Source organism: Cycloclasticus sp. P1 (assembly GCF_000299965.1).
Lineage (GTDB): Bacteria > Pseudomonadota > Gammaproteobacteria > Methylococcales > Cycloclasticaceae > Cycloclasticus > Cycloclasticus pugetii.
In genome coordinates, this window is the sequence record NC_018697.1 from 341,071 (window position 1) to 366,227 (window position 25,157).

General features: G+C 42.3%; 25 protein-coding genes and 1 tRNA gene. 10 read left to right on the forward strand and 16 right to left on the reverse strand.

What is annotated here, in order from left to right; all coding sequences use genetic code 11:
* The first annotated feature begins 20 nt into the window (after positions 1-20).
* Positions 21-794 (forward strand): alpha/beta fold hydrolase, encoded by a 774-nt coding sequence (locus tag Q91_RS01665; RefSeq protein WP_015005141.1) that lies wholly within the window; start codon positions 21-23, stop codon positions 792-794.
* Between the two features lie 333 nt (positions 795-1,127).
* Here Q91_RS01665 and Q91_RS01670 read toward each other — a convergent pair whose 3' ends face one another.
* Positions 1,128-1,976, reverse strand: a complete 849-nt coding sequence (locus Q91_RS01670; RefSeq protein WP_015005142.1) for an alpha/beta fold hydrolase — start codon at positions 1,974-1,976, stop codon at positions 1,128-1,130.
* A 338-nt stretch (positions 1,977-2,314) separates the two neighbouring features.
* Here Q91_RS01670 and leuC point away from each other — a divergent pair, with 338 nt between their 5' ends.
* From leuC to Q91_RS01685, 3 genes are read left to right on the forward strand one after another with little or no spacing between them, the layout of a single operon-like run.
* Positions 2,315-3,745 carry a 3-isopropylmalate dehydratase large subunit gene (gene leuC / locus Q91_RS01675; protein ID WP_015005143.1) on the forward strand — a complete coding sequence of 477 codons (1,431 nt, stop codon included), beginning with the start codon at positions 2,315-2,317 and terminating at the stop codon, positions 3,743-3,745.
* Between the two features lie 4 nt (positions 3,746-3,749).
* Positions 3,750-4,364, forward strand: coding sequence for a 3-isopropylmalate dehydratase small subunit (gene leuD, locus Q91_RS01680; protein WP_015005144.1), 615 nt, complete (start codon positions 3,750-3,752; stop codon positions 4,362-4,364).
* Between the two features lie 31 nt (positions 4,365-4,395).
* On the forward strand, positions 4,396-5,922 hold the full coding sequence (locus Q91_RS01685) for an alpha-isopropylmalate synthase regulatory domain-containing protein (RefSeq protein WP_016390976.1): 1,527 nt from the start codon (positions 4,396-4,398) through the stop codon (positions 5,920-5,922).
* Positions 5,923-5,991: 69 nt separating this feature from the next.
* Here the strand turns inward: Q91_RS01685 and leuB are convergent, their stop codons facing one another.
* Positions 5,992-7,098, reverse strand: a complete 1,107-nt coding sequence (gene leuB / locus Q91_RS01690) for a 3-isopropylmalate dehydrogenase (RefSeq protein ID WP_015005146.1) — start codon at positions 7,096-7,098, stop codon at positions 5,992-5,994.
* Between the two features lie 145 nt (positions 7,099-7,243).
* On the opposite strand from leuB, the gene ychF reads away from it, so the two are divergent.
* From ychF to Q91_RS01705, 3 genes are all read left to right on the forward strand, one after another.
* On the forward strand, positions 7,244-8,335 hold the full coding sequence (ychF, locus tag Q91_RS01695; RefSeq protein WP_015005147.1) for a redox-regulated ATPase YchF: 1,092 nt from the start codon (positions 7,244-7,246) through the stop codon (positions 8,333-8,335).
* Between the two features lie 74 nt (positions 8,336-8,409).
* A tRNA-Met gene (locus tag Q91_RS01700) sits at positions 8,410-8,486 on the forward strand.
* Between the two features lie 159 nt (positions 8,487-8,645).
* Positions 8,646-8,996: a hypothetical protein gene (locus Q91_RS01705; RefSeq protein ID WP_015005148.1), complete on the forward strand. Its 351-nt coding sequence runs from the start codon at positions 8,646-8,648 to the stop codon at positions 8,994-8,996.
* A gap of 180 nt (positions 8,997-9,176) precedes the next feature.
* Here the strand turns inward: Q91_RS01705 and Q91_RS01710 are convergent, their stop codons facing one another.
* From Q91_RS01710 to Q91_RS01770, 13 genes are all read right to left on the reverse strand, one after another.
* A complete protein-coding gene (locus tag Q91_RS01710; RefSeq protein WP_015005149.1) occupies positions 9,177-9,518 on the reverse strand; it encodes a DUF4405 domain-containing protein in 342 nt (113 codons plus the stop codon).
* A 102-nt stretch (positions 9,519-9,620) separates the two neighbouring features.
* Positions 9,621-10,925 carry a DUF2130 domain-containing protein gene (locus tag Q91_RS01715; protein WP_015005150.1) on the reverse strand — a complete coding sequence of 435 codons (1,305 nt, stop codon included), beginning with the start codon at positions 10,923-10,925 and terminating at the stop codon, positions 9,621-9,623.
* Positions 10,926-11,032: 107 nt separating this feature from the next.
* Positions 11,033-11,428, reverse strand: coding sequence for a VOC family protein (locus tag Q91_RS01720; RefSeq protein ID WP_015005151.1), 396 nt, complete (start codon positions 11,426-11,428; stop codon positions 11,033-11,035).
* A 66-nt stretch (positions 11,429-11,494) separates the two neighbouring features.
* Complete coding sequence (locus Q91_RS01725; RefSeq protein ID WP_015005152.1) at positions 11,495-11,791, reverse strand: 4a-hydroxytetrahydrobiopterin dehydratase; 297 nt, start codon at positions 11,789-11,791, stop codon at positions 11,495-11,497.
* Between the two features lie 168 nt (positions 11,792-11,959).
* Complete coding sequence (locus tag Q91_RS01730) at positions 11,960-12,592, reverse strand: cold shock and DUF1294 domain-containing protein (protein WP_015005154.1); 633 nt, start codon at positions 12,590-12,592, stop codon at positions 11,960-11,962.
* Between the two features lie 73 nt (positions 12,593-12,665).
* On the reverse strand, positions 12,666-13,064 hold the full coding sequence (locus Q91_RS01735) for a hypothetical protein (protein ID WP_015005155.1): 399 nt from the start codon (positions 13,062-13,064) through the stop codon (positions 12,666-12,668).
* 327 nt (positions 13,065-13,391) lie between these two features.
* Entirely contained in the window at positions 13,392-14,072 is a 681-nt protein-coding gene (locus tag Q91_RS01740; protein ID WP_015005156.1) for a Fe2+-dependent dioxygenase, read from the reverse strand.
* Between the two features lie 23 nt (positions 14,073-14,095).
* Positions 14,096-15,214 (reverse strand): alpha-hydroxy acid oxidase, encoded by a 1,119-nt coding sequence (locus tag Q91_RS01745; RefSeq protein ID WP_015005157.1) that lies wholly within the window; start codon positions 15,212-15,214, stop codon positions 14,096-14,098.
* A 94-nt stretch (positions 15,215-15,308) separates the two neighbouring features.
* Positions 15,309-17,663, reverse strand: a complete 2,355-nt coding sequence (locus Q91_RS01750) for a TonB-dependent siderophore receptor (RefSeq protein WP_015005158.1) — start codon at positions 17,661-17,663, stop codon at positions 15,309-15,311.
* 10 nt (positions 17,664-17,673) lie between these two features.
* Entirely contained in the window at positions 17,674-18,489 is an 816-nt protein-coding gene (locus Q91_RS01755; protein ID WP_015005159.1) for an energy transducer TonB, read from the reverse strand.
* Positions 18,490-18,849, reverse strand: a complete 360-nt coding sequence (locus Q91_RS01760; RefSeq protein ID WP_236610546.1) for a biopolymer transporter ExbD — start codon at positions 18,847-18,849, stop codon at positions 18,490-18,492.
* Between the two features lie 46 nt (positions 18,850-18,895).
* A complete protein-coding gene (locus Q91_RS01765; protein ID WP_015005161.1) occupies positions 18,896-19,309 on the reverse strand; it encodes a biopolymer transporter ExbD in 414 nt (137 codons plus the stop codon).
* Positions 19,309-19,959: a MotA/TolQ/ExbB proton channel family protein gene (locus Q91_RS01770; protein WP_015005162.1), complete on the reverse strand. Its 651-nt coding sequence runs from the start codon at positions 19,957-19,959 to the stop codon at positions 19,309-19,311. The genes Q91_RS01765 and Q91_RS01770 overlap by 1 nt, the downstream gene beginning before the upstream one ends.
* A gap of 309 nt (positions 19,960-20,268) precedes the next feature.
* On the opposite strand from Q91_RS01770, the gene Q91_RS01775 reads away from it, so the two are divergent.
* The 3 genes from Q91_RS01775 to Q91_RS01785 are packed head-to-tail and all read left to right on the forward strand — an operon-like array spanning position 20,269 to position 23,264.
* Entirely contained in the window at positions 20,269-21,681 is a 1,413-nt protein-coding gene (locus Q91_RS01775; protein ID WP_015005163.1) for a cytochrome ubiquinol oxidase subunit I, read from the forward strand.
* Positions 21,674-22,693, forward strand: coding sequence for a cytochrome d ubiquinol oxidase subunit II (cydB, locus tag Q91_RS01780; RefSeq protein WP_015005164.1), 1,020 nt, complete (start codon positions 21,674-21,676; stop codon positions 22,691-22,693). The genes Q91_RS01775 and cydB overlap by 8 nt, the downstream gene beginning before the upstream one ends.
* Positions 22,674-23,264: a DUF3365 domain-containing protein gene (locus tag Q91_RS01785; protein WP_015005165.1), complete on the forward strand. Its 591-nt coding sequence runs from the start codon at positions 22,674-22,676 to the stop codon at positions 23,262-23,264. Before cydB ends, Q91_RS01785 begins: the two co-directional genes overlap by 20 nt.
* Positions 23,265-23,400: 136 nt before the next feature.
* Here the strand turns inward: Q91_RS01785 and Q91_RS01790 are convergent, their stop codons facing one another.
* Positions 23,401-24,618: a DUF711 family protein gene (locus Q91_RS01790; RefSeq protein WP_015005167.1), complete on the reverse strand. Its 1,218-nt coding sequence runs from the start codon at positions 24,616-24,618 to the stop codon at positions 23,401-23,403.
* Between the last annotated feature and the right edge of the window lie 539 nt (positions 24,619-25,157).

The following is a 25,157-nucleotide window of genomic DNA, read 5'->3' on the forward strand; positions in this document are numbered from 1 at the left end:
TTCAATAAAACGTGTAGCCTATGAAACAAGAACACTTTATTCAAGCAGCTAACCGACGCCTTCGTGTGCAACAAATAGGTCATATACAGGCTAACGCACCTACATTGGTTTTTTTGCATGGTGGCATAGACTCTATTGAAATGTGGCGTGATTTCCCCGAACAAGTGCATCAAGCTACTGGTTTATGCGTTATTGTTTATGAACGCTGGGGGCACGGGCAGTCTGAGCCGCTAACTGAGTTTCGAGAGTATGACACGCGTGCAGAGGAGGCGGGTGAGCCGTTGCTTGATCTTTTTAAGCACTTTGGCTTAACTGACGTCATTCTAGTGGGGCATAGTTATGGCGGTGTTATATCTCTTGTTGCAGCAAGCCTGCACAAAGAGGTTGTATGTGCTGTCGTATCGATTGTTCCGCAAATGCTTATTCATGATCAATGTTTAGCCGGTGCACAAGAAGCTAAGGAAGCGTTTGAAAATGGCGACCTTCGAAAAAAGCTCTTTAAATTCCATGGCGAAGGGCTCGATATTTTGTTCTATGATTGGATAAATAGAGTGAATAGTGAGGCTTACCAAGCTGAGGATTGCACGCAGTATTTGCAACAAATAAGCTGTCCGGTCTTGCAGGTTTTTGGCAAAGAGGATGGTTTTGGGTATTTGCCAAACCTTGATCTGTCAAAAAAACATATACCCAGCCAGCTATCAGTCAAGGTTGTGCCCGATGCAGGGCATTATGTTCACTTAGATGCTAAAGAAACCGTCGTTAATGAGGTAAAAGAGTTTTGCCTAACGCTGTAATGCCAAAGTGAGTGTGGTGCGCCTTAGCGCTTTATATTAAAAAGCTAGGGATGTTTTTTTATCTATAAGAGTAACAAGGTTTATCCCTAGTTCTGCAGGGCAATTATCAGCGTCTGTCTATTCCCAACTGTACTTGAGTTGCGAAAACGCTCATCGCTACTAGCAAAAGGCAGATCGGTTTGTTGTGTTGTCTGACCTGTCGAGTGGGGAATAGTCCTGCTTTATCCGATCGTTTTTCTTCTAGCGTATAGCATTGAACAGCACTAGCCTAATGCAGGTTTCAAGCTGGCGGTTGATCGCCTGCATTATGACTAGCGGTTCAATATTTCTGCTTTAGCGAGCTAAAAAATCTAATGTTAATGAGTTGAATTTTTCTGCATGTTCCCACTGCGCCCAATGGCCGCACTTGCTAAGGATGTGCAAGTCTGCATTAGGAATACCCCATAAAAATTTAAGTCCATGATCAAGAGGGCAGAATCGGTCATCACGACCCCAAATGATAAATGTTTCAGCTGCTATTTTGCCGAGGTTGGGTGTAAAGTCACTGACAATAATATTAGAACTGGCAAAGCTTTTCATAAAGTTTTCAAGGTGTTCAGGCTTTCTCATCATATTCTCAAAGCGGCCTTCAATTAGTTCGTCGCTCATTAATGAAGGATCGTAAACAAAAACTTCAATCATTCGTTTTAACGCTTCAAGGGATGGGTTTTGGTATAAAGCGACCAATAATTTAATACCCTCTAATGGCATTGGTGAGAACATGCTTTGGCCACCACCACCAGCACCCATCAATACCATTTTGTCTAGGCGCTCTGGAAACTCAAGAGAAAAGCTAAGTGCGCTGGCACCGCCCATTGAGTTGCCAATTAAGTGTGCTTTTTCAATACCTAACTCATCCATCAGGCCTTTAATAGCACGTGCGTTTAGTACATCGCGTGCTAGGTCTGTAATAACAGCGTCAGATTTATTAAAACCAGGGCAATCTAATAAAATAGTGCGATACTTTTCTGCAAAAGCATCAATATTTCGAGAAAAGTTACTCCAGCCTGCTGCACCAGGTCCACCACCGTGAAGCATGATGACGGTTTCGTCTCCACTGCCTGCTTCGTTATAGTGTAGGTTCATGTCGAGATTTTTAATGTGGATGTTTTTGCTGGTGTTTTGTTCTGTAAGAGTCGTCATGTATTTGCCTATAGTTTTTATTATGTTTGATTAAAGAAGGTCTTAACGTGTAAAGAGTTAACTCAATGCAATTCTTGTTGTTACATTCAATTAGATTTTACTGATGTAAGTAAGTGGTGACTAGAAAAAGTTGATAGGTTTGGTTGCCTATATGGTTTTATGGTAATAAAAAAGTGGCCCGAAGAGTATCTAAGTGCATTAAGTGGGGCTTGAAAACAAGGTATTTAGGTAAAAGTTTGTGCTATCTGCTTAATCCAATTGCAAAAAACCACTAAATTAGCGAAAATACACGGTTCATTTGGCGTGCTGCCTCTCATTTTCTTCTCGTTGTCGAATAGATGCTTGAAGAACTAGCCTTGGAAAGAATTATGAAAAAAACGATGTATGAAAAAATTTGGGAAAGCCACTTTGTTCACCAAGAACCAGGTCAGGCTCCTTTGTTATATGTAGACAGGCACTTAATGCACGAGGTTACTAGCCCTCAAGCATTTGAAGGCCTTCGCATGGCAAATAGGCCAGTGCGTAACCCACATAGCATTTTGGCGACAATGGATCATTGTGTGCCGACTAAAGATCGTGATCTTCCTATTGCTGACCCAATTGCTAAAAAGCAAATTGAAACGATGGCAGAGAACTGTGAAGAAAATGGCCTAAATTTGTACGATATGGAAAGCCCAGATAATGGTGTGATTCATGTTGTTGTGCCAGAGCATGGTTTTGTTCATCCTGGAATGGTCGTAGTGTGTGGTGATAGCCATACAGCAACGCATGGTGCGTTTGGCGCATTGGCGTTTGGTATTGGCACATCAGAAGTAGAACATGTGATGGCGACGCAAACCTTGCCACAGCAAAAATCTAAAACCATGTTGGTTCAAGTGGACGGTAAGTTGTCTAAACACTGTACTGCAAAAGATATTGCCTTAGCGATTATTGGCGTAACAGGCACAGCGGGTGGTACCGGTTACGTCATAGAATATGCCGGTGAAGCGATTGAAGCGCTAACGATGGAAGGCCGTATGACTGTTTGTAATATGGCTATTGAAGCAGGCGCCCGTGCAGGCATGGTGGCGCCGGATCAAAAAACATTTGATTTCTTAGAAGGTAAAGAGTTTGCACCTAAGGGAGAGCAGTGGGAGCAAGCATTAACGTATTGGAAATCACTGGTAACTGATGAAGGTGCAGAATATGACAAAGTTATCACCCTTAATGCATCAGATATCTCTCCTCAAGTTACTTGGGGTACATCGCCTGAACAAGTTATTGGCGTAAACGGTGCAGTACCGACGCCTGAAAGCTTTGATGATAAGGGCAAGCGTTTAGCCTGCGAAAGTGCACTTAAATATATGGGATTGGCAGCAGAAACCAAAATGACCGATATCAACATTGATTACGTGTTTATTGGTTCATGTACTAATGGCCGTATCGAAGATTTTCGTGATGCCGCTGAAATGGCAAAAGGCACAACCGTGGCAGAGGGCGTAACAGCGATAGCCGTGCCAGGGTCTTTCCACGTGAAAGTACAAGCTGAAAAAGAAGGCATTGATAAAATATTTAAAGAGGCAGGTTGGGAATGGCGCGAGCCAGGCTGTTCAATGTGTTTGGCTATGAATGGCGATGAGCTTAAAGACGGCCAACGTTGTGCGTCAACATCAAATCGTAACTTTGAAGGGCGTCAAGGCAAAGGTGGACGTACTCACCTTGTGTCACCCGCAATGGCAGCGGCCGCAGCGGCCGCCGGTCACTTTGTCGATATCAGTAAATTAGGTTAAGGCTATGGAAAAATATACAAAACACGAAAGCGTTGCGGCATTAATGAACCGTAATAATGTTGATACCGATCAAATTATTCCAAAGCAGTTTCTAAAAAAAGTAGAGCGTAGCGGATTTGGCGTACATCTATTTCATGATTGGCGTTATTTGAATGATGGTGTAACACCTAACCCAGAATTTGAGCTCAATAAGCCTGAGTTTGAAGGGGCAAAGATACTAGTAACAGGCGATAACTTTGGTTGTGGTTCGTCACGTGAACATGCGCCATGGGCGATTGCAGATTATGGTTTTAATACCATTATCTCAACAAGCTATGCTGATATTTTTTACAATAACTGTTTTAAAAACGGCATCTTAGCGATTGTTGTGCAGCCTGATCAATTGGATGCGTTAATGGCAGAAATTAGCGCAAACGAAGGGGTTAGTTTTACTGTAGATTTAGAAAATCAAACCGTTACAACACCGGGTGGCAATGGGTTCTCGTTTGAGATTGATCCGTTTCGTAAAGAAAACATGTTAAGTGGCTTGGATGATATTGGGCTAACACTTAAGCATGTAGATAAAATCAGCGCCTTTGAAGAACAGCATAAGCAGCGTCTTCCTTGGCTTTGGGCGTAAAAGCTAATAAGCGGTTAAGTTAAGCGGAAAAATGAGCTCTCGGTATATTCAAATTATGGACACCACCTTGCGTGATGGTGAGCAAACGCAGGGGGTGTCCTTTTCGCCTGCTGAAAAAGTAAGCATTGCGAAGGCGTTATTAGAGTCGCTGCGGGTAGACCGCATCGAAGTTGCGTCTGCTGGTGTGTCCGAGGGCGAGCAAGAAGCAGTTCGTAATATTAATGAGTGGGCGCAAGCTGAAGGCTTTGATGGAAAAGTAGAAGTCTTGGGTTTTGCCGACCATAAGCGTAGTGTCGATTGGATTGTTAATGCCAATGGTAAGGTGATCAACCTTCTTACGAAGGGTAGCGAAAAGCATTGCCGAGAACAGTTAGGTAAAACCTTAGACGAGCACGTTGAACAAGTGCTTAATACGGTTAATTATGCCTTGCAGCAAGGCTTAAAAGTTAATGTGTACCTAGAAGACTGGTCAAACGGCTATGCAGACAGTCCGGAGTATGTGTTTGCATTTATGGAGGCCATAAAAGATGCAGGTATTGATCACTTTATGTTGCCTGACACGCTAGGTGTTATGTCACCTGATGAGGTGCGAACAGCGTTAACAGATATGTGTACACGATTTCCTGACGTGCAATTCGATTTTCACCCGCACAATGATTACGGCCTAGGCACAGCTAATATTATGGCCGCTGTAGAAGCAGGTGTAAGCGCCATACATTGCACAGTAAATTGCTTGGGTGAACGTGCAGGCAATGCATCTGTGTCAGAAGTTTCCGTTGTTTTGCGCGATAAAATGGGCATGGAGTTGTCCATTGATGAAAGTAACATCGTGCGTTTAAGCAATATGGTTGAAAACTTTTCAGGCAAGTGGGTAGCGGCTAATGCGCCTATTATTGGTGATGATGTGTTTACACAAACCGCCGGTATTCATGCTGATGGCGATAAGAAAGGCGGTTTGTATGAAAGCAAGCTAAGCCCTGAGCGCTTTTCTAGAATACGCAGCTATGCCTTAGGTAAAATGAGCGGTAAAGCATCACTCAGTAAGAACCTTGAGCGTTTGGGTATTGAGCTGTCGGAAGAAAACCAAAAGAAAGTGCTTGAACGTATTGTTCGTTTGGGGGATTCAAAACAGACGATCACCACTGAAGACCTTCCGTTTATTATTGCCGATGTATTAGAGAGTGAAAGCTACAAGCATATCCGTTTGCTCGACTGTTCTATCACCAGTCGTTTAGATCAATCGTCTATTGCCGATATCGCTGTGAATATAAAAGGTGCTGAATATCAATCAAGTGGCACAGGCAATGGTGGTTTTGATGCTTTTATTGATGCCATTAATAAGCTATTGGTTGAATACGATGCGGTATTGCCAGAGCTAGAAGATTACGAAGTAAGAATACCTAAGGGCGGGCATACTAACGCACTAACAGAGTGTGTTATTACGTGGGCGAATGAACGAAAAATGCGTAAAACAAGGGGTGTACATTCTAACCAAGTGTTTGCCTCGATTCTTGCGGCGCTTCGAATGATTAATATTCAGCTGCACGAAAAATCGTAAACGATTAATAATCGAGCAATAAAAAAGGCTTACATCTGTAAGCCTTTTTTATTGGGTGTTAAATAAGATTTAAACCGTTGGCATAGCCTTAAGTTTTTCAACCACTTTGTCACCGAATGCATCTGTGCTAATCATCTTAACGCCACTACCTGGCTTAGATAAGTCTGCCGTTGAGAAACCATCAGCAAAAACGCCTTGCATTGCAGCCCAAACATTTTTCGCTTCTTCTACCATGCCAAAGCTATATTCAAGCATCATAGCAACAGAGCCAATCATGGAATACGGGTTGGCAATGTTTTTACCAGCAATATCCGGCGCAGAACCATGAGAAGGTTCGTAGTAAGCTTTCTCGTCTCCTAGGCAAGCAGAAGGCATTAGGCCTAATGAACCAAGAATACCGCCGCCTTGATCACTTAAAATATCGCCAAACATGTTTTCCATTACCATCACATCAAACTGCGTTGGGTTTAAGCAAAGCAAAGTCGCGGCAGCATCAACTAAAATATTGATGACCTTAACATCTGGGTACTCTGTAGCAACTTCTTCCATCACCTCATTCCATAAAACGGATGATTTAAGAACATTACTTTTATGTATATTGTGAAGTACTTTTTTACGACCACTGGCTAATTTGAATGCGTGGTGCATAATTTGGCGAATTTGGTTTTCGTCGTATTCCAACGTTTCTTTAACATAACGTAAACCGTCATCATTAACGCCAACTTCCTTGTTACCAAAATATAAGCCGCCGACCAGTTCGCGAACCATGATGAGGTCAATGCCATCACCAATAATTTCAGGTTTTAGCGGAGAAAAGTGAGCCAAACTTTGTGGAAGAGAAACGGGGCGGTAATTTGCGTAAGTTTTGTAGCGACGACGCATAGGTAACAACGCACCACGTTCAGGTTGTTTGTCGATAGGGATTTTTTTTGATTCTTCGTGGCTTAAACCGATAGGGCCTTTAATAATGGCATCGGCTTGATCGCAAATGTCTTTGGTTTCTTGTGGGAAAGCATCACCTTTTTCAAAATATCCACAAGCACCAAATAAAGCGGTCATTAATTCAAATGTTACATCATTGCGTTCTTCAACGAGTTTTAAAACCTTAACGGCTTCTTGCATAATTTCTGGGCCAATACCGTCACCCGCCATAATGGCAATTTTGTAATTTTTCATGAGTTTACCTGTCGATTTAATAAATATAAGAGAGGGATTTTACGCGACTAGAGGCGTGTGTGCCATTATCACTTAGATTGTTTTTCAGTCTGTAGGCGCTTAACGTATAATAGCGGCCTGTATAGAACTTCAAAGAGATGACCTTATGGCTTTAAATTGTGGAATTGTTGGCTTACCAAATGTTGGTAAATCAACACTTTTTAATGCGTTGACTAAAGCAACCATTGCAGCAGAAAACTATCCATTTTGTACGATTGAGCCAAACACGGGTATCGTGCCTGTGCCTGATTTGCGCTTGGATAAACTGGCACAAATCGTCAAGCCAGAGCGGGTAATACCGACAACATTCGAGTTTGTGGATATTGCTGGGCTAGTGGCAGGTGCCTCTAAAGGGGAAGGTTTGGGGAATCAGTTTTTAGCCAATATTCGCGAGTCAGATGCCATTGCGCACGTTGTGCGTTGTTTTGAAGACGATGACGTGATTCATGTGGCAGGAAAAATTGATCCTTTATCCGATATTGAAGTGATTCAAACTGAATTAGCCTTAGCAGATATGGCATCGTTAGACAAAGCGTTGACCAAAGCAACCAAAGCATCGAAGTCTGGCAACAAAGATGAATTAAAACGTAAGGCCTTAATTGAGCAAGCGCTGGCGCATTTGGATTCAGATATTACTTTAAGAACATTAGGCTTAAGTGAAGACGAGTTAAAGTCATTTTCAGACCTGCAATTGCTGACATTAAAACCCATGCTATATATTGCCAACGTACAAGAAGATGGGTTTGTGAATAATCCACATTTGGATGCTGTGACAGCATTAGCGCAAAAACAAGGCGCCGAAATTGTTGCCGTTTGTGCAGCCATGGAAGCTGAAATTATTCAGTTAGATGAAGATGAGCGTGCAGAATTCTTAGAAGAAATGGGCCTAGAAGAGCCAGGGCTTAACCGAGTAATCAGAGCGGGTTATCACTTGCTGGGCTTGCAAACATACTTCACTGCCGGAGTAAAAGAAGTAAGAGCATGGACCATTAAACAAGGTGCAACTGCGCCACAAGCTGCGGGTGTTATTCATACCGATTTTGAAAAAGGCTTTATCCGTGCAGAAATTACCGCCTACGAAGATTTTGTTCAACACAATGGCGAGCAGGGCGCAAAAGAGGCGGGTAAATTGGGTGTTCAAGGTAAAGATTACATTATGCAAGACGGAGATGTAACGCACTTTAGGTTTAATGTGTAAAACTTCGCAGGTATCTGCCTGTTTGGCTTGACAAAATAAGCCGAAACTACGAAAATTCACAGCCTTCAAAGTATGGTCATGTAGCTCAGCTGGTTAGAGCACGGCATTCATAATGCCGGGGTCGGTGGTTCAAGTCCACCCATGACCACCATTTCAAGTTTTGCCTTCAAAAATTACGCAACTTTTACTACGCGACTCTTAAAAAGAGCTGTTGGTTTTGCTTGCTTATCATTTACAGCATTATTTGGTTTTCAATGTTATTTGCGTACTATAGTTACTAAACGACGGCACGCAAAAAAAGGAATCAGTGATGAAAGAAGGGATCAACTACACCGCGTTATGTTTCACGATAGCGATAGCTATTTTCTTAGGCAATGGTCTGCTTTTTTTAGCAGAAAAAGCGTGGAAGACTTATGAGTTAAGAGTGGCTGCTCAACTGATGGAAGAGTCAACTGCAAGAATGAAGGTTGAATCTGCTAAGCGAATGGAAGAATTGCAAACCCAAAATCGCGAAAGAAAAAGAATCGCAGTTATTGAATCAGCTAATCAAAAGAACGTTCAAAGAATTAAGCGGGAAACCTGTGATTTTTGGGCGGCAGAATATAGCAAATCCAGAACATCGTACAATAAAGCCATGATGGACTCGGCTTGTGGTCGCTAAATACAGCGTCAGCAACCTACCATAAGACTTGGTCACCTATTTTGGTAACTTAAACTTCCGCTGCTAGCATTGCCGTGTGCGAAAAAAGCGCGAGCTGTGGGATGTTCAGCTCACGCCTTTATGTTTTTGTAGGCGCTTTTTCATTACTGTGTTGGCACAGTAACCTGTGCAATTACCTACTTACTCATGTGACTCGGCTTCGGCGGCCAACTCGTCCATAGGTATTGCGATTTCTGGTGGCACTTCGTTATAAATAACTACGCCATATAACCCGATTAATAAAATAATCATTAGGCCGCCAAACACGGCTACTGATTTATTTTTGATGTAATGGAGGATCGATTTAAAATTGAAACTTAGGTGCGCTAGAACCGCTAGTATCATGATTAGGCCAAACAGTTTATGCACCGGATGCATTTGAATTGTAAAAGATGGCTTCTCAATAACAAACATCAAAAGCCCCGAGGTGGACATGGCGATAAACGAGACAAAAAGGGCTACGGCGACAATTTTCCTGAACATATTAACTCTCCAATTTTTAGTGTGTGACTGATCACGTTTGAACTGAGTTGACCATACTACAGCGTGCATCTAAACGAAACGATATAATGCGGGCCATGTTGGTTAATCCTTCCTAAGCGCTTCAAACTTAGCGGCCATTGTGGGGTTCTTTTTCGTTAACTTTTTAACGGTTAGGTCGTCTGCTTTGTTGTTGGCTAAGCGCAGGTTATTTTCTGAGCCAAGAAGGGCATCCTTAGTTTTCTGCAGGTGGTCGATTGTTTTATCAATTTCGGTAATGGCGGTTTTAAACTTTTTAGATGCTAAATCGTAATTTCGCGCAAAGCCTGTTTTAAATGCATCAAGTTCTTCTTCAAAATGAGTAATATCAACATTTTGGGCTTTTACAATGGCCAGTTCTTGTTTGTATTTCAGTGAGTTTTGAGCCGCATTGCGTAGCAACGTTATTATTGGAATAAAGAACTGCGGCCTAATAACGTACATTTTTTTGTAGCGATGTGAGACATCAACAATGCCCGAGTTATACAGTTCACTATCGGGTTCTAAAAGGGACACAAGAACAGCGTACTCACAGTTTTTTTCATGTCTGTCTTTATCGAGTTCTTTGAGAAAATCTTCGTTCTTTTTCTTAGTCGCCGTTTCGTCACTTTCATTCTTCATCTCAAACATGATGGAGACAGTCTCAATGTCATTCTCATCTTTATCGCGGAAAATGTAGTCACCTTTGCTGCCAGTGCGAGCATCATTGTCTTTTTCAAAATAGGATTTTGGGAAAGCAGTCGGTCGGATGCGGTTAAACTCTGTTTCGCAATGTTGTTCAAGCGTTTCGCCAACCATTTTGGTAGACAGGCGCGCTTTCATGTCTTTAAGGCGTTCAATCGTGTCTTCAAGGTCATTAATACGTGTTTCGTATTTATCCTTTAAGGATATTTCTGACATTGTTTTTTCACTTTCTTTCGCGCTAAGTAAGGCTTTAAGGTGTTGAATCTCTTTGTCTTTCTCCGCAGATGTTTTTTGTAGCTGATTGGAGTGATTTGCCGCTGCCAGCTCTGACGCGGCTTTTTTTTCTAGCTCGGCTTGCCTTAATCTATTGGCTAAATCATCGCGTTCCTTTTCTACTGCTTTAACCGCCTCAGAAACAGCCAGCTGCTTTGACGTATCACCTGCCTCTAACCTTGCTTTCAGGTCTTGTATTTCTGCATCTTTGGCAGCTGATTTTTTTTGCGCCTCGTTCGTTGCTTGTTGTTTAGCCAGTTCGACGGCATTAATTTTTTCTTTTTCAGCAATGTCTAAGCGCTCATTTAGCTGCTGTGTAAACTCGCTATCACGAACCTGCTTCACGATATCCGCGTACCCAGCTTCATCAATCTTGAATGCTTTTTTACATTCAGGGCAATGTATATCTTGCATGGTATTTGTTCCTTTGTTGGTGTCTTTTGGTAGTGGCTACTGTATTGTTCTGTCGCATTTGTAGCTTGGTTTTAGCCCAGCTGATAATTGTTCAAAATAGCGATTTATTAACGGTTTGACGGTTGATGAAACTCAATAACATTTTTATCAGGGTCTCTAATAAAAAAGAACTGTGCGCCTTCAAACTCAACTTCTTCAGTAATGGTAATGCCCAGTGCTTTTATAGTCTTTCGTGCAGATTCGATATTCGTTACCTCTAATGCAACATGAGTATAACCCGTATTTTTTGCGGCAATATCCATCAGTACATTTTCTGTGCAATCAGAATCTGCGTTGAGAATAAAGTTTATATTAATACCAGATGGGTGCTCCATAATGGCAACAGGTTCCGGCCCGATAGGGCCAGCGATAAATTCAAACCCTAGTTGCTGGTAGAACTGTCTAGAGGCGTTCAGGTTTTTAACTCGTAACCCAATATGATTAATTCGGGTAATTTCTTTCACCGTGTATTTTCCCTATTTATTTAGGTTTTTGTTTACCGCCTGCTTCAGCAACAGTTTGGAGTGTTTTTATAGATTAGTGAGTAGTTTATTCATCTTTCCCGCTAGCTCAAAATCCAGTTCGCTTAAACCGCCAACATCATGGGTCGTTAGGCTGATATTAACTTTGTTATAAACGTTAAACCATTCAGGGTGGTGGTTCATTGCTTCAGCTGTTATTGCGGCAGAGGCCATAAAACCAAAAGCCAGTGCAAAATTAGGAAACGTACACTCTCGGTATAGCTTGCCTTCTTTTAAGCCCCAGCCTTTTATTTCGCCATTTTTCAAACGAGATTCGGCTTCCGTTAATGAGATTAGTTTTTTCATGGTAATCACTACGCCTCTTAAGTTATCGATCGGTTTTGGTTATTGGGGAATGGATGCCTATTTTTTCCTGTTAAAAAATCAGCAGCAAAAAAAATCTTCCAACATATTGAAACCTAAGCTTTTTATCCCCTAATTATGTTGCGCCTTGTTGTCCTATTGAGTCCCTTATTAGCCATTAAATAGTGGATAAATCACATTGTTGATGACGTTTATTCCTTTCTCCGTGTGGATCCAAAACAAACCACTTGAATTCAAAATAATAGTGACCCAATAAACACGTTTAAATTCTTTTTTGATCGACTTGTGGCGCAATTTCTTTTGAGCAAAAAAAGCACCCGGCCAGCCTCCAATGAGTGAAAGCAGATGCAGCGTGCTTTCTTGTATTCTCCAATGGTTGTTTTGAGCTGCAGATTTATCAATTGCATATGTGGCAAAAGTAATAAGGCTCATCACAATATAAATGCTGGTGATAATTAGGGGTAGATTGCCAAAATAAGTTGAGGTTAATAGCACAGCGCAAAAAAGTGCTATAAAGATCTCACCCAAATGACTGCCTTTTTTTGCGTGGCTTCTTTTCTTTAAATCTCTAGCATCACGAGCAAATTGAATATTTTCAGCTTTATAACGGTTATTATTGTCTTGAATTAATTCGTACAAAATAACTTCGCCATTAACAGGTCGACGTGAGCGAGGTTTAAAGGCTTTAATATGCACGAAAGCGCGTTTTCCTCCACCATTTGGCTCGACAAAACCAAAACCCTTCTCATCATTCCAGTTTAAAACTTTACCTTGAAATTTCATGTTCTTGCTTTAATTTGGCTAGCGTTTTATATAAGACGCGCGCACATTTTGCGCGTCGTGCTTGATATTTTTGTTAAGTATTAAAATATGCAGCAATTGAAAAACTTAACGCAATAATTGACAAAAAAAGGGGAATGGTAAAGCGTAAATAAGATTGTTCATGCTCTGCCAATACTGCTGATAGTAGAGGGAATTGTACGACATGGCGATCAGAACCTATTTGTTTTGCAAATAAAGCAATCAGAGTCCCATCCTCTTGTTTGTACCCATGTTTTTGGTTTAGGTGATAGTAAAGACGGCCAAAGACAATTTCTGGGTCTAAATTTAAATTTCTCGCAATCAACTCGCAGTCAATCGGCACATATATTTTTGTATCACGAGATGGTTTCTCTTTGTCAAAGTTACAAAAATCTGAATAGTATATTTTGTACACCTCTTTGAGAATAACTCTGTCTGTTACATTCTTACTCATGCCTCTTCCTTGTTACTTAACACTGTTAATAAGCGGAAGCAAAGTTCTACGTATCAAGTAGACATAAGTGGTTAATACTTCCATGTATTTTTATATTAGCAGCTAAACGTAAATTAGCAGCTAAACGTAAATAGGTTGTTAGCGAGTAATATAGTGAGTTGTTATAGCTGAATATAACACAACTATTTTTATCGCCTAAGGCTACGTAGTTTTTAGGCCGTTGAATGAAGATCGGTTGGGGTTTATTTAGCTTGCGTACTAAGCATTTAATTTTAAATGATGAAGTATTTATACAAGTACAGGTGACCGTTTTGTCGCTAATAAAGGCTAGCTGCTTGCCCATAGGCGGATAAGGTTGTGATAGATGCCGGTTAAGTGGCGCACTTCGTTGTCGTCGGCTCCTCTTTCTATGGTTAGTGTTTGAATGCTTTGGTCAAGGGTGTACAGCATTTCTCGTTGCTGATTGTCGCGTACCATGCTTTCTAACCAAAAAAAGGAACAGACTCTCGCTCCTTTAGTAACCTTTAGAACCTGATGTAAGCTAGTTGATGGGTATAAAATTAAATCTCCAGCCGCTAGTTTTACTTGTTGAGCGCCATAAGTTGTTTCAATAACCAGTTCACCCCCGTCGTACTCTTTGGGATCAGATAGGAATAAGGTGCAAGAAAGGTCTGTGCGCATTATTTGGTGGTCGGGCAGGTGCATAATGGCGTTATCAACATGGGGCCCATAATGGTCGGCGTTGTTATAACGATTAAATTTGGGTGGGAAGATTTTTTTGGGTAACGCGGCGGATAAAAACTGCGGGTGTCGCCCTAAGACTTTTAAAATATGATTGCCTAATTCAATAGCAAGGTCTGACTGATCTTGAATTTGCTGGTTAACCTTAACTTGTTTTGCTTGGCCTCCGGCGGTTATTTTGCCATCTTCCCAAGTTGTTTTATCTAGGGCAGCGCGAAAATGTTCAACGGTTTTTTTATCTAGTACATTATTGATAGGAAATAGCATAAAACTGTATGTTGTAAACGTTATTAAGGCTGGGTAAAGGTGCACTCTGTATTAATTTCTTGCAGAGTTGAACAGCCAGTTAGGGCCATTGTTACTTCTAGTTCTTCTCTTAACAAGCGCAACATATGGGCAACCCCTAAGGCCCCAGCAACCGCTAAGGCATACATTTGTGGGCGACCAATCAGTACGGCATTTGCGCCGTATGCAATGGCTTTAAAAATATCTGCTCCACGGCGCACACCACTATCTAGCAAAATAGGAAACTCTGCGCCCACACGGTGGCGAATAGAGGGTAGGGCGGTGATGCTGGCGGGGACACCATCAAGCGCTCTGCCGCCATGATTAGAAACAACAATCCCTGCAAATCCCATTTCTTTTACACGCGCTGCATCAGCCGGGTGCAAAATACCTTTGATAATAATGGGTAGGTCGGTTTGTTGTTGTAACCACTGTAAGTCTTGCCAGGTGGGTGCATCTTTCATTATGCCTTGGAAAATAATACTTTGTGTGCGGTTTAATTGTCGTTGCGTAGGGGAGGGTTTGCCCTCAAGGTTTGCTTCGCGGACCTCTTGCGGCAACGTGAAATTTGCCCGTTGTGCGCGGTTTCTTAAGCCATTGATTGGTACATCAAGGGTAACAACAAGGGCGCTATAGCCGGCTTTTTCAGCGCGTTTAATTAGCGAGAGGGTGAACGCTTTAGTGTCTTGAAAATACAGTTGAAACCACTTTCTATAATGCGTTGTGTTGGCAATTTGCTCTAGTGTGGTAGATGAAAGCGTGCTGGCTATAAAACCGGCTTCCATTGCCTCGGCAGCTGCTGCGCTGGCAAGTTCTCCATCTGGGTGAGCTAATTGTTGATGTGCCACCGGCGCTAAGAAAATAGGGTGGCGATACTGCTCGCCAAATAGCGTTAATTCGGTTGAACCTTGAGATACATCTTGTAAAACTCGGTTATAAAGGCCGATATCGTCAAATGCTTTTTGATTGTTTTTTAAGGTAATTTCGTTAGCCGACCCACCGGCAATATATTCAAAATGTGGGTGAGATATAAAGTGCTTTGCTAGCTTTTCATAATCATTAACGGCTGCAATATCAGGCGGTATTTGTGTCAGTTTTTCTCGTCGGGTTGGTTTTTCTTTCATGGGGCGCCTAGCCGTTGGTGGTCAAAATATAATACTTGGGGCCTAAGTTGCCTTAGGCCCCAGCAACCAAATTATTACGCTTTAATTGTTATGTCTAAAACTCATACGCTAAGGTGAGTTGGGCATTACGAGCATCGCCAATATAGGTGAAGCCACCATTTCGATAACCGGCTAAATAGTAGTCTTCGTCTGTAATATTGCTTATGTTCAAGCTCGCTTTAAGTTTTTTGTTAATGTCATAACTGGCAAAAATGTCATACACAGTATAGCTCGGTATTTCATAATCATCAGCTGGGCTATCGGGTTGCCCAACAAACATATTGCTGGAATACGTTGCAATACTACCAAAGGCAAACTTAGGTGTTGCTTGGTAACGCAACTGCAAGTAAACGCTATCATCTGCAAAGTTACTCAAGGGCTTGTTCTTATAATCGACAAGGTCGCCACCTCGGCCTATGGCCGAAGATTTTAAAATTTCAGACTCCATCATGGTTGCGCCAAACTGCACACTTAATGCCTTGGTAATATTACCTACGGCTGAAACTTCAATGCCTTCCACTTGGTTTTTACCCGTGTTTAAGGTGCCTATAGATGAGTATGCGTCGCCAACACTTTCCATTACATCATCTTTTACAGTTCGGAAAATAGCGGCAGTTAACAAGAGCTTGTTATTTAAAACGTTCCATTTTGTGCCCAGTTCAACACTTTTTGTTTTTTCTGGTTTGCTGTTTTCAACTTGCAGGTTGTCACTTCCGCAAAGCCCGCCATAACCACAATTACCGCCTAGATCAGATTCGCCACCGTTAATATTGCTAGAGGTACTGTAGGTTAGGTAAACATTGCCTTGCTTATTGATATTGTAAACAGTGCCAATATGTCCATTCCACAGGGTATCGGAATAAGAAAATTTAGTTGGAACAGTCGCGCCATAGCTCAGTACCGAGTTATCGTAATCAAAGCGGTCGGCTCGTATACCTAAAAACAGCGACCAATGATCATTAAAAGTAATGGTATCCATTGCCGATAATGATATGGTTTTTATGGAGTAATCGGAGTCTTTAGCTGCTTTGGTGATGTCACGCTCCAGTAAGCCATTAAGGTTATTGATCTCTTTGCCATTACCGTCCAAGATGCAATAATTTGGAGAACCGCCTCCTTGGCTTGCGACGATACAATTGGTTGCGCCATTATTAGTAACGTTATAAGTTCCATTAATGACGCCAATATCAGAGTATTCCGCACCAAAAACAAATTGATGCTTATTGCCCGCCAGTTCCCTATCCACAAACAGGTTAAATTGGTTTGCAAAATAGGTGACATCTTGCCAACCTTGGTGCGCTCTGCTTTCAATAGTAATGGTGGCTGCGCCCGGGGCAACGGGGTCACTAATATCCCTTGTTGCGCCAAAAGCGCCTGTTGTTACATAACCATTTTCGGTCGTGCCGTAACGGGTTGAGTTTTCTATTCTTAAGGCATCGTTAATTTCATAATTAAGACGGAAGGTTCCCACGTTAACGGTTGATTCTAGAAAGTCTTCGTCTTGTACGTACGATGGAATGTTATTGGCCACTTTAGAGTCGGTAATGTGGTAACTACCTAGGTCGGGTGAGTCTTCTGCATTTAAGTAGTAATAATCAGCCGTCAGTTTTAATTTATCAGTGGCCTGGTGGCTACCGGATAAGGCAAGACCTGTGCGCTCTTGGTCTGCAGGGTCGCGATCTGGAACATCTTTTTCGCTATATAATAGGTTAAGCCTTACTGCCGTATCATCATTAATTTTATGGTTGCTATCTAAGCTCAGCTCTCCAAAATTGTCTGTCCCTAAACCAGCTGATATTTTATTGAAGTCGTACTCTGTGCTGGCCTGTTTGGTTACCCCATTAATGGCGCCGCCTGTTGAGCCTCGGCCTGCAAAGGTGGAGCTGGGTCCTTTGGTAATTTCAACTTGTTCTAAGGCAAAGCTTTCACGAGTTGTCATTCCTGGGTCACGTAAACCATCCACAAAAACATCACTACGCGCTTCATGTCCTCGAATAATATAACGGTCACCAAAGGCATTGCCATTTTCACCAGTTCCTAAGGTAATACCGGGCTGGGCAGCTAAAATATCCCGTAAACCTGTTTTCCCCGAGTCTTGAATGGCTGTTTGTGTAATCACGCTGATTGTTTGAGGCGTATCGGCCAACTCTTTTACATGCCGACTATCGGCTGAAATTTTTGCTTTATACGGTGCAGATTTTTCTGTGTAAGGGTTGGTATCAATTGTTCGCTCTTCAATTTGTAATGCATCTAAAACAATAGCATCGCTTTCTTGTGCAATGGCGTTGTTTGCTGTGGCACCTAGCAGTACCGTTTGTACACAAATTGCTAGCGCTGTTTTGCGAGATGGAAATGCCGTTTTATTTCGCACTTTGAGTTTGGCCGATCTACTGCTTGCGGGGGATGTCATTATTTGCTCCTTAATAAGTTGAGTTGGTAATAAGTGAATATTCAAGGGGAATGATCAGGGTTAATTGATCACGTGGTATTGAATTTGGGATGGCGGGCATTGGGCTTGCCTTGTCTAGGATGTCTAGGGCTGCTTTATCCAGTAAGGGGTAACCAGAGCTTTTGTGAACACTAGCGGATAACAGCTGACCTTTTTTATTTATAGTGAATTTCAGCGTGACGACGCCTTCTTGTTTTTTCTTTTTTAAGGCGGCAGGGTAATTTTTATATTGGTTTAGCCAAGCGATTAAGCTTGAGAAATAATCCTTTTTACCTAAGCGGTTCCCTGAGTTTGCTTCTGCCCCTTTTCCGCTTGCGCGAACCAGTGCTTCGGACTTTGATTGCTCCTTGGTATTGCTAGTTTGTTCTTCTGGTTTTTCTGTTACTTCAGAGTCTTCTGGTTCTGCTGTCTGTTTCAGCTGGGCTGGCTTTTTTTGTTCAGAGTGCTGTACTAATACGGCATTCTTTGTTGGCTTTTTTGTGGTTACGGCAGCCACAGTAGGCGCCAGTTTTTTAACCGGCTTATTGGTTTTTTTTGGTGCTTTAGTGACCGGTTTGCTTATAACCTTTTTTTCTGGCTTAGTTTTTTTCTCGGGTTTTGGCTTTTTTTCCTTTTCAACTTGATCTATATAAGAGCCTTGCATGCCCAAGCCAATTTGAATGCCGTTTTCGCCTAAGTCGCTAGCTCCACTTGGTTCTGGGGCAGGGCTTAACATATAGCCAGCTGCCGCCGCTAGATGCAGGGCAATGGAAACAAAAAAGGCTAAAGACCATTCTGAAATACGCATTTATTTGGCCGAAGAAGCTTGCGCATAAAGGGTTATTTTAAAAATACCTTTTTTGCGCAAAATGCTAAGTGTTTTATCAAGGTCAACGGCTTGAACACGTCTATCAGCTTCAAGCGCTAACAGCGTATTGGCTTCTATGAGAGAGTCTAAATGTAGGTCTAGCTTTTCAAGAGAGGTTTTAACGCCATTAAGGTAAAGCTCATTTTTATCAGTGAGTTGTAGAGTCACCGTTTTCTCGACAGCTTGAGCACCGTTTTCTGAAACAGGCAATTCAATACCTTGGTCTTGGATATCCCGCATATGCCCTGCAATCATAAAAAACACGAGCAGTAGAAAAACAATATTGATCATAGGGATCATATTGCTATCACCCTGTTGGCTACTTTTAGCTGATATTAGGCGCTGGTTAACCATTTTTATTTGCCGTTTGCTTAAGTGACTGACCGAGGGATAATGTCTGGAAGCCCAGTCTATTGAGTCGCTCCATTGCCGAAACTATTGATTGAACCTGTGTTTTGGCGTTAGGTAAGATGACCGTTGGTTTGTGAATATTGAGTGATTCTAAGAGGGCGGAATCTGTTAGTTGGAACGTTGATTCTTTACCAAGCAATGTTAGTGAACCATCTTCATGCAGCTCAATTAATTGAGGCTTTTCCAACGTAGTCTCGTGACTTGCAACGGGTGATTGCAAATCAAAACCATTATTTTTACTAAAGGATGAAGTCAACATAAAGAAAAACAATAAAATGAAAACCACATCAACTAGCGCTGTCAAACTGACCTGTTTCTTTGGCCGCGGGTTAATTAATAAGGGGTTCATTAAGCTTGGGCCACTTCACGTAACGGTTTAACCGATTTTCTTTCGGCTTGGATTGTAAAAACCCTATCCAAATCATCCTGAATGAGTATCGCCTGAACTTCGATTTTGCGCTCAAACCAGCTATGAATAATTGAAGTCGGAATAGCAACGGCAACACCCATTGCGGTGGTCATTAGAGCCATCCAGATGCCGCCAGAAAGGATGGCTGGGTTAACTTGGCTTCCCGCCGCTTCCATTGCTTTAAATGCTTCAACCATGCCTAAAACAGTGCCTAGCAGCCCTAATAAGGGAGCCAGTGAGGCAATAACTTCTAGAACGCGGAGGTACTTAGCAAGGTCGGCCAATACAAAGCGAGCCTTTCTTAAAATTTCGTTTTTTGCTTCTTCTGTAGACAGGACGCCGCTATCTAATAATTGAAGTGCTTGGGCAACCAGCGCTGACCTTAAATGACGCTGGCCATTAACCAGCACAATTGCTTGGGCAACTTTATTTTGTTTAAAGTTTGAGAGCGCTTCCCCAATAGAAGATTTTGCAGTATCCCTCAATTGCCAAAACTGCCAAATTTTTAACAGGGTGACCGTTAGCGAGACAACAGAAAAGACAATAAGTAACCAAACAACGGGACCGCTAGTTATTAATAAATGAGACATGAAAACACCTTAACCATAATGAATTTAAGTAATGATAATGTTAATGATAATCATTCTCATTACTTATTGTCAATAAGTCTGACAACTAAGTGCTTAAATTTGAACGAGCTGATCTATAGCAGCCTTGTTGCTATATGAAAGGTGATACGATAAGGCCGCAAACGTAAACGCTCATAACAATGAGGTAGCCGCATAAAGTTTTTAATGGCAGTAGAATGGGAACGACGTTGAAAAGCTTGGGGGTATTCTATAAATGTTGTTCAGCGTTTATTGCAACTGGTGACCGTGGAAAAATAGAGGATAAATATTATGTTAGCACTTGAGCTTGACCCTGTATTACTGGCGCGTATTCAATTCGCCTTCACGATTAGTTTTCACATTGTTTTTCCGGCATTCACGATTGGCTTGGCAAGTTGGCTTGCTGTTGTTGAGGGGCTGTATCTGAAAACAGGCAAAAATGTTTATAGAGAAATCTACAAAATGTGGATTAAGATTTTTGCGGTGTGCTTTGGGATGGGTGTTGTCTCGGGTGTTGTGATGTCCTATCAGTTTGGTACTAACTGGTCTGTTTTTTCCGATAAAGTTGGCAATGTTATTGGGCCGCTTCTAGGCTACGAAGTGCTAACAGCGTTCTTTTTGGAAGCATCTTTTCTTGGCATTATGCTTTTTGGTTGGGGCCGTGTGAGCAAGAAAATGCATTTTGTTTCCACCTTAATTGTAGCTTTTGGCACGCTTGTTTCCGCGTTTTGGATTTTGTCAGCCAATAGTTGGATGCAAACCCCTCAGGGTTTTGAAGTAAGGGCCGATGGTTTGCTGTATGCCACAAATTGGATGGAAGTTATTTTTAACCCATCTTTCCCTGTGCGTTTTCTTCATATGGTAACAGCAGCCTATCTGACAACCGCTTTTGTTGTAGGCGGGGTTGGAGCCTATTATTTATGGCGAAAAATCCATGTTGAACACGCTAAAGTGATGTTTTCTATGGCGATGCTGATGGCGGTGTTTGTTGCGCCAACCCAGTTGCTTATAGGCCATGCACATGGTGAAAACACAATGGAATATCAGCCTATCAAGGTGGCTGCGATGGAGGGAAACTGGGAGCGTGGCAGCAATAAACCGCTGTACCTTTTTGGCATACCGAATGAAGAAACCGAAAGTACAGATTATGGTATTACTATTCCTAACGGCGCTAGTTTGATCCTAACAGGTTCTGCAGAGGGGGTTGTGCCTGGGTTGAAAGAGGTCGCAAAAGAAGATCGCCCTCCGGTGGCTATTGTGTTTTGGTCTTTCCGCGTTATGGTTGGCTTGGGTGTGGCAATGATACTAACGGGTATTTTGGCTGCCATTTTATATTTCAGAAAACGCTTGTTTGATGTTAAGTCCTTTCAATTATGGTGCATGGCAATGATGCCAAGCGGGTTTATAGCATTGTTAGCTGGTTGGTTTGTAACGGAGGTAGGACGCCAACCCTTTACCGTATATGGTGTTGTGAGAACGGCGGAGAGTATTTCTCCAGTTATCGCAGAACAACTGGCCTTGAGCTTAGGTATTTTTGTTGTGGCTTATACGCTGATTTTTGGCACGGGTAGTTATTATATTTTGAAATTAATTGGCAAGGGGCCCAACCAAGATAAGTCGGGTAATGGCTATTATGAACACGGGCAAGAGGCGGTTGCACCTAATCTAGCCAGCAACATTGGAAAGGAGGGTAAAAATGTTTGATTTATCACCATGGCTAGACCTACCTTTAATATGGGGCGCTTTAATCGCAACAGCTGTTTTTATATATGTCTTGTTGGATGGCTTTGATTTGGGCTGTGGCATATTATTTCCATTTGCGCCTAGCGATAAATGCCGTAGCAAAATAATGAATTCGATCGCGCCGTTTTGGGATGGTAACGAAACGTGGCTTGTTCTTGGTGGGGGCGGTCTTTTTGCGGCTTTTCCAGTTGCGTATGCGATAGTGATGCCGGCACTTTATTTACCCGTTATTTTAATGCTGATAGGGCTCATTTTTCGTGGTGTCGCCTTTGAATTTCGTTTTAAAACGGAGGGAAGAGACCGCAAACTATGGGATGTGTCTTTCCACGTTGGCTCGTTATTGGCTGCGTTTATGCAGGGCGTAATTTTGGGTAATTTTGTACAAGGCTTTGAGGTTGTTGAGCGAGGTTTTGCCGGCGGTCCGCTTGACTGGGCTAATGGGTTTGCAGTAATAACAGGTATTTCGCTAGTGTTTGGCTATGCGCTGATTGGCGCAACATGGCTCATATGGAAATGTGAGGATGATACCCAGCGCTGGGCACGTGCTGTGGCGCGATATGTTATCGGCTTTGTAGCATTGGCAATGGGCTTGGTTAGTTTGTGTATGCCTTTTATTGACGAGCGCATTCTGGAATTGTGGTTTTCTGTGCCGAATCTGTTTTTTCTGGCACCGATTCCTATTATTACGCTTTGTGCGTTTGTAATGCTTTGGAAAGACTTACATAGCGAGCGCGAGGTTCGTCCATTTTTGCTCACCATGCTTATTTTCTTACTCGGTTATGTGGGGCTAGGCATCAGCTTGTTTCCATGGATTGTTCCGTTTAGTTTTACCCTTTGGGATGCGGCCGCTGCCTCAACATCGCAATCATTCTTATTAGTTGGAACCGCGGTGTTTTTGCCCATTATTTTAGTGTATACGGGATATAGTTATTACATATTTAGGGGTAAAGCTGATGATAAAGCCATGTATTAAAAGCGGGCTAATTGTTGCGTGTTTATTGTGTTATGCAGTCAGTTTTGCACAAGAGCCTGTCTTTTCTTATGTTGAGGAAGCAAGAGGCATTACCCAGCAATTTCAACAAACATTAAAGCAGGAATTACAGGCGGCGATTAAAACAGGTGGTTTAAAAAAAGCCGTCGATGTGTGTAGTCTTCGCGCACCTGAAATTGCAGAAAAAATGGCAGGCGAAACAGGCTGGACAATAGGGCGTACCTCTTTAAAAACACGTCATCAAAACAATAGGCCCACAGCGCAAGAAAAGGCGGTTTTAGACGAGTTTGTAAGCAGGAAAAGTGCGGGTGAAGACCTTGCAGAAATGGAATGGTGGCAACAGCAGGGCACAAGCATAATGTATATGAAGGCAATTCCAATGCAGGGCTTGTGTTTAAGTTGCCATGGCATAACGGTAGAGACCTCACTTAAAAACCATATCAAGGAGCTCTACCCTCGCGATACCGCGATGGGCTTTAAAATAGGTGAGATTCGCGGAGCATTTAGCTTGCAAAAATATATAGAGTTAGCTAATGGACAAATTGTTAAGTAAATATTTATCGCCTAAACAAAAACAATGGGCATGGTTTGTGATTCTTTGGTGCTTTGGTTTGTTCTGCGTTGTGAGTATGGGCGCGGTGATCAAATTTATTATGAACATTTAGTGTTATTTCATAACTTCAACATGTTTATAGGTCAAAAATACGTGTTGAAGAAAAGTAATCAAAGTTGAACTGAGTCAATTCACCTGCTTGTTGCCCAGGCACGGGTAATAAACGGACGGTTAAAGGTTTATTTAAGGACAGAGACAACATCGCTGTGTCTCGCATTAATCCCTCAATTTTTTTCTGAGGTGTATTGCCACTAACAGGGATGACATCCAAGCCGGTACCGCCAACAGCTGCGCAAGCCAATAGCGTTGCGATATTAAAATTCTCACTGATAGCGTTTTGTGCGAGCACTGCATCTTCTAGTGGCAAAAGCATGACCGCACAGTAGCCGGCGCGATTAAAGTTAGCGGCATCCAAGCTTTGTTTGATTAAACCAATGGCTGCCATTGTGCCGGGGCCACCAAAAGGTTCGTTTGTGAGCAGTTCCACAATACGACCAAAAGAACGAGGAATGCTTGGGTAGGGTGATGGCGTCATATCAATGCCGCGGTAGGGTATATTAGTGAGCGCGGCAGCTTCGGTTCCCAGCTTATCAAGCGTTGCTCCGAGGCGGTTAAACGTGGCTGTTAAGGACGGCTCTGCTAACCAGCGCTGTTCAGTATTATCAAAGGTTTCTAATAAGTCGACAAGGATATCTGCGGATTCGATAGCCATTGAAAAGGCGGTTGAGCTGTTTCCATCGTGCCAAGCGGCAGGAAAAAACGGGCTAAATGCTGGCATATTGGCGACCATGCAATAGCGTAAATTACCAAAACCGTCTTCTTTGATGGTTGAGTTATCCACCACGACTTGCGCTGCAGGTGGCAGGCAGTCTGTTTTGAGTCCATTTGCCTGATCGGCCAATTGTACGGAGGTAAATACCCAATCAGTTGCCTCAATGATGGCAGGGATTCCAGCCATAAGTTGTTTGAGTAAGCTGTTTTCAGTGCTTGCCTCGTCAGTGCTTAAGCTTGCTCCAAGTGTCCCTAGGGCTACATGTTTAAAGCCTGCTTGATTGGCAACTTGTTCGTACTGGCTGGCAAACAAGGCTAAATGCTCAGCGCTGGCGCCTTCGGGGAAAATTTTTTCGAGTGGTTGGCTGGCTAGGCGTAAACTTTGCACGGCAAAACCTGCGTCAGTAAATAACTTTTTAACCTGCAAGGCTTGTTTGCCGAGAGGTGCAATTTGTTGCTCCATCTGTTGTTTGTCGGTATTGATTGGCAGTTCAGTGAAAAAGGTAAGGGCGCGAATTTCCATCTGGTCTCCTGAGTAAAGCGTTGTGCAGCGATTAAATGTGTATTGGGAATCTTAATAGGTTGATAGTTAATATATCAGAACCGGTGAGTGCCAGTGCATAGCTAAAAAGAAACCCCTTCAGATGGTTTAGCAAATTTGTGTGTTTGCTGGCTGTTTTTAAGAGCGATGGGCTTGCAACGTGATGGTATCAATGGGTTTTAAAATGAAGGGGCTTTTTTTGTGAATGAGAACATGCGTTTTTGAAATTAAAACCAAACAATAATGTCATTATTATTCAATAGGTTACGTTTTTATGGCACTGCTTGCCGATCATCTGCTTGTTCCGCAATATTTCTTTATCAGAAGGGTTTAACAAAAGAATTTCTAGTATTTTCTTTAATAAAGCGATGCAAGCCAATGATTTTTATTGCCTTTATTGTTTATTTAAATGTGTTTTCCAATGGCCTCTATAAACCCTAGCTAAGTGTTTGTTCGTAAAGAAAGTATTTATGGAATGGGAAACTTGACAGAGTGGTATTTTCATCCTTATAGTGCAAAAA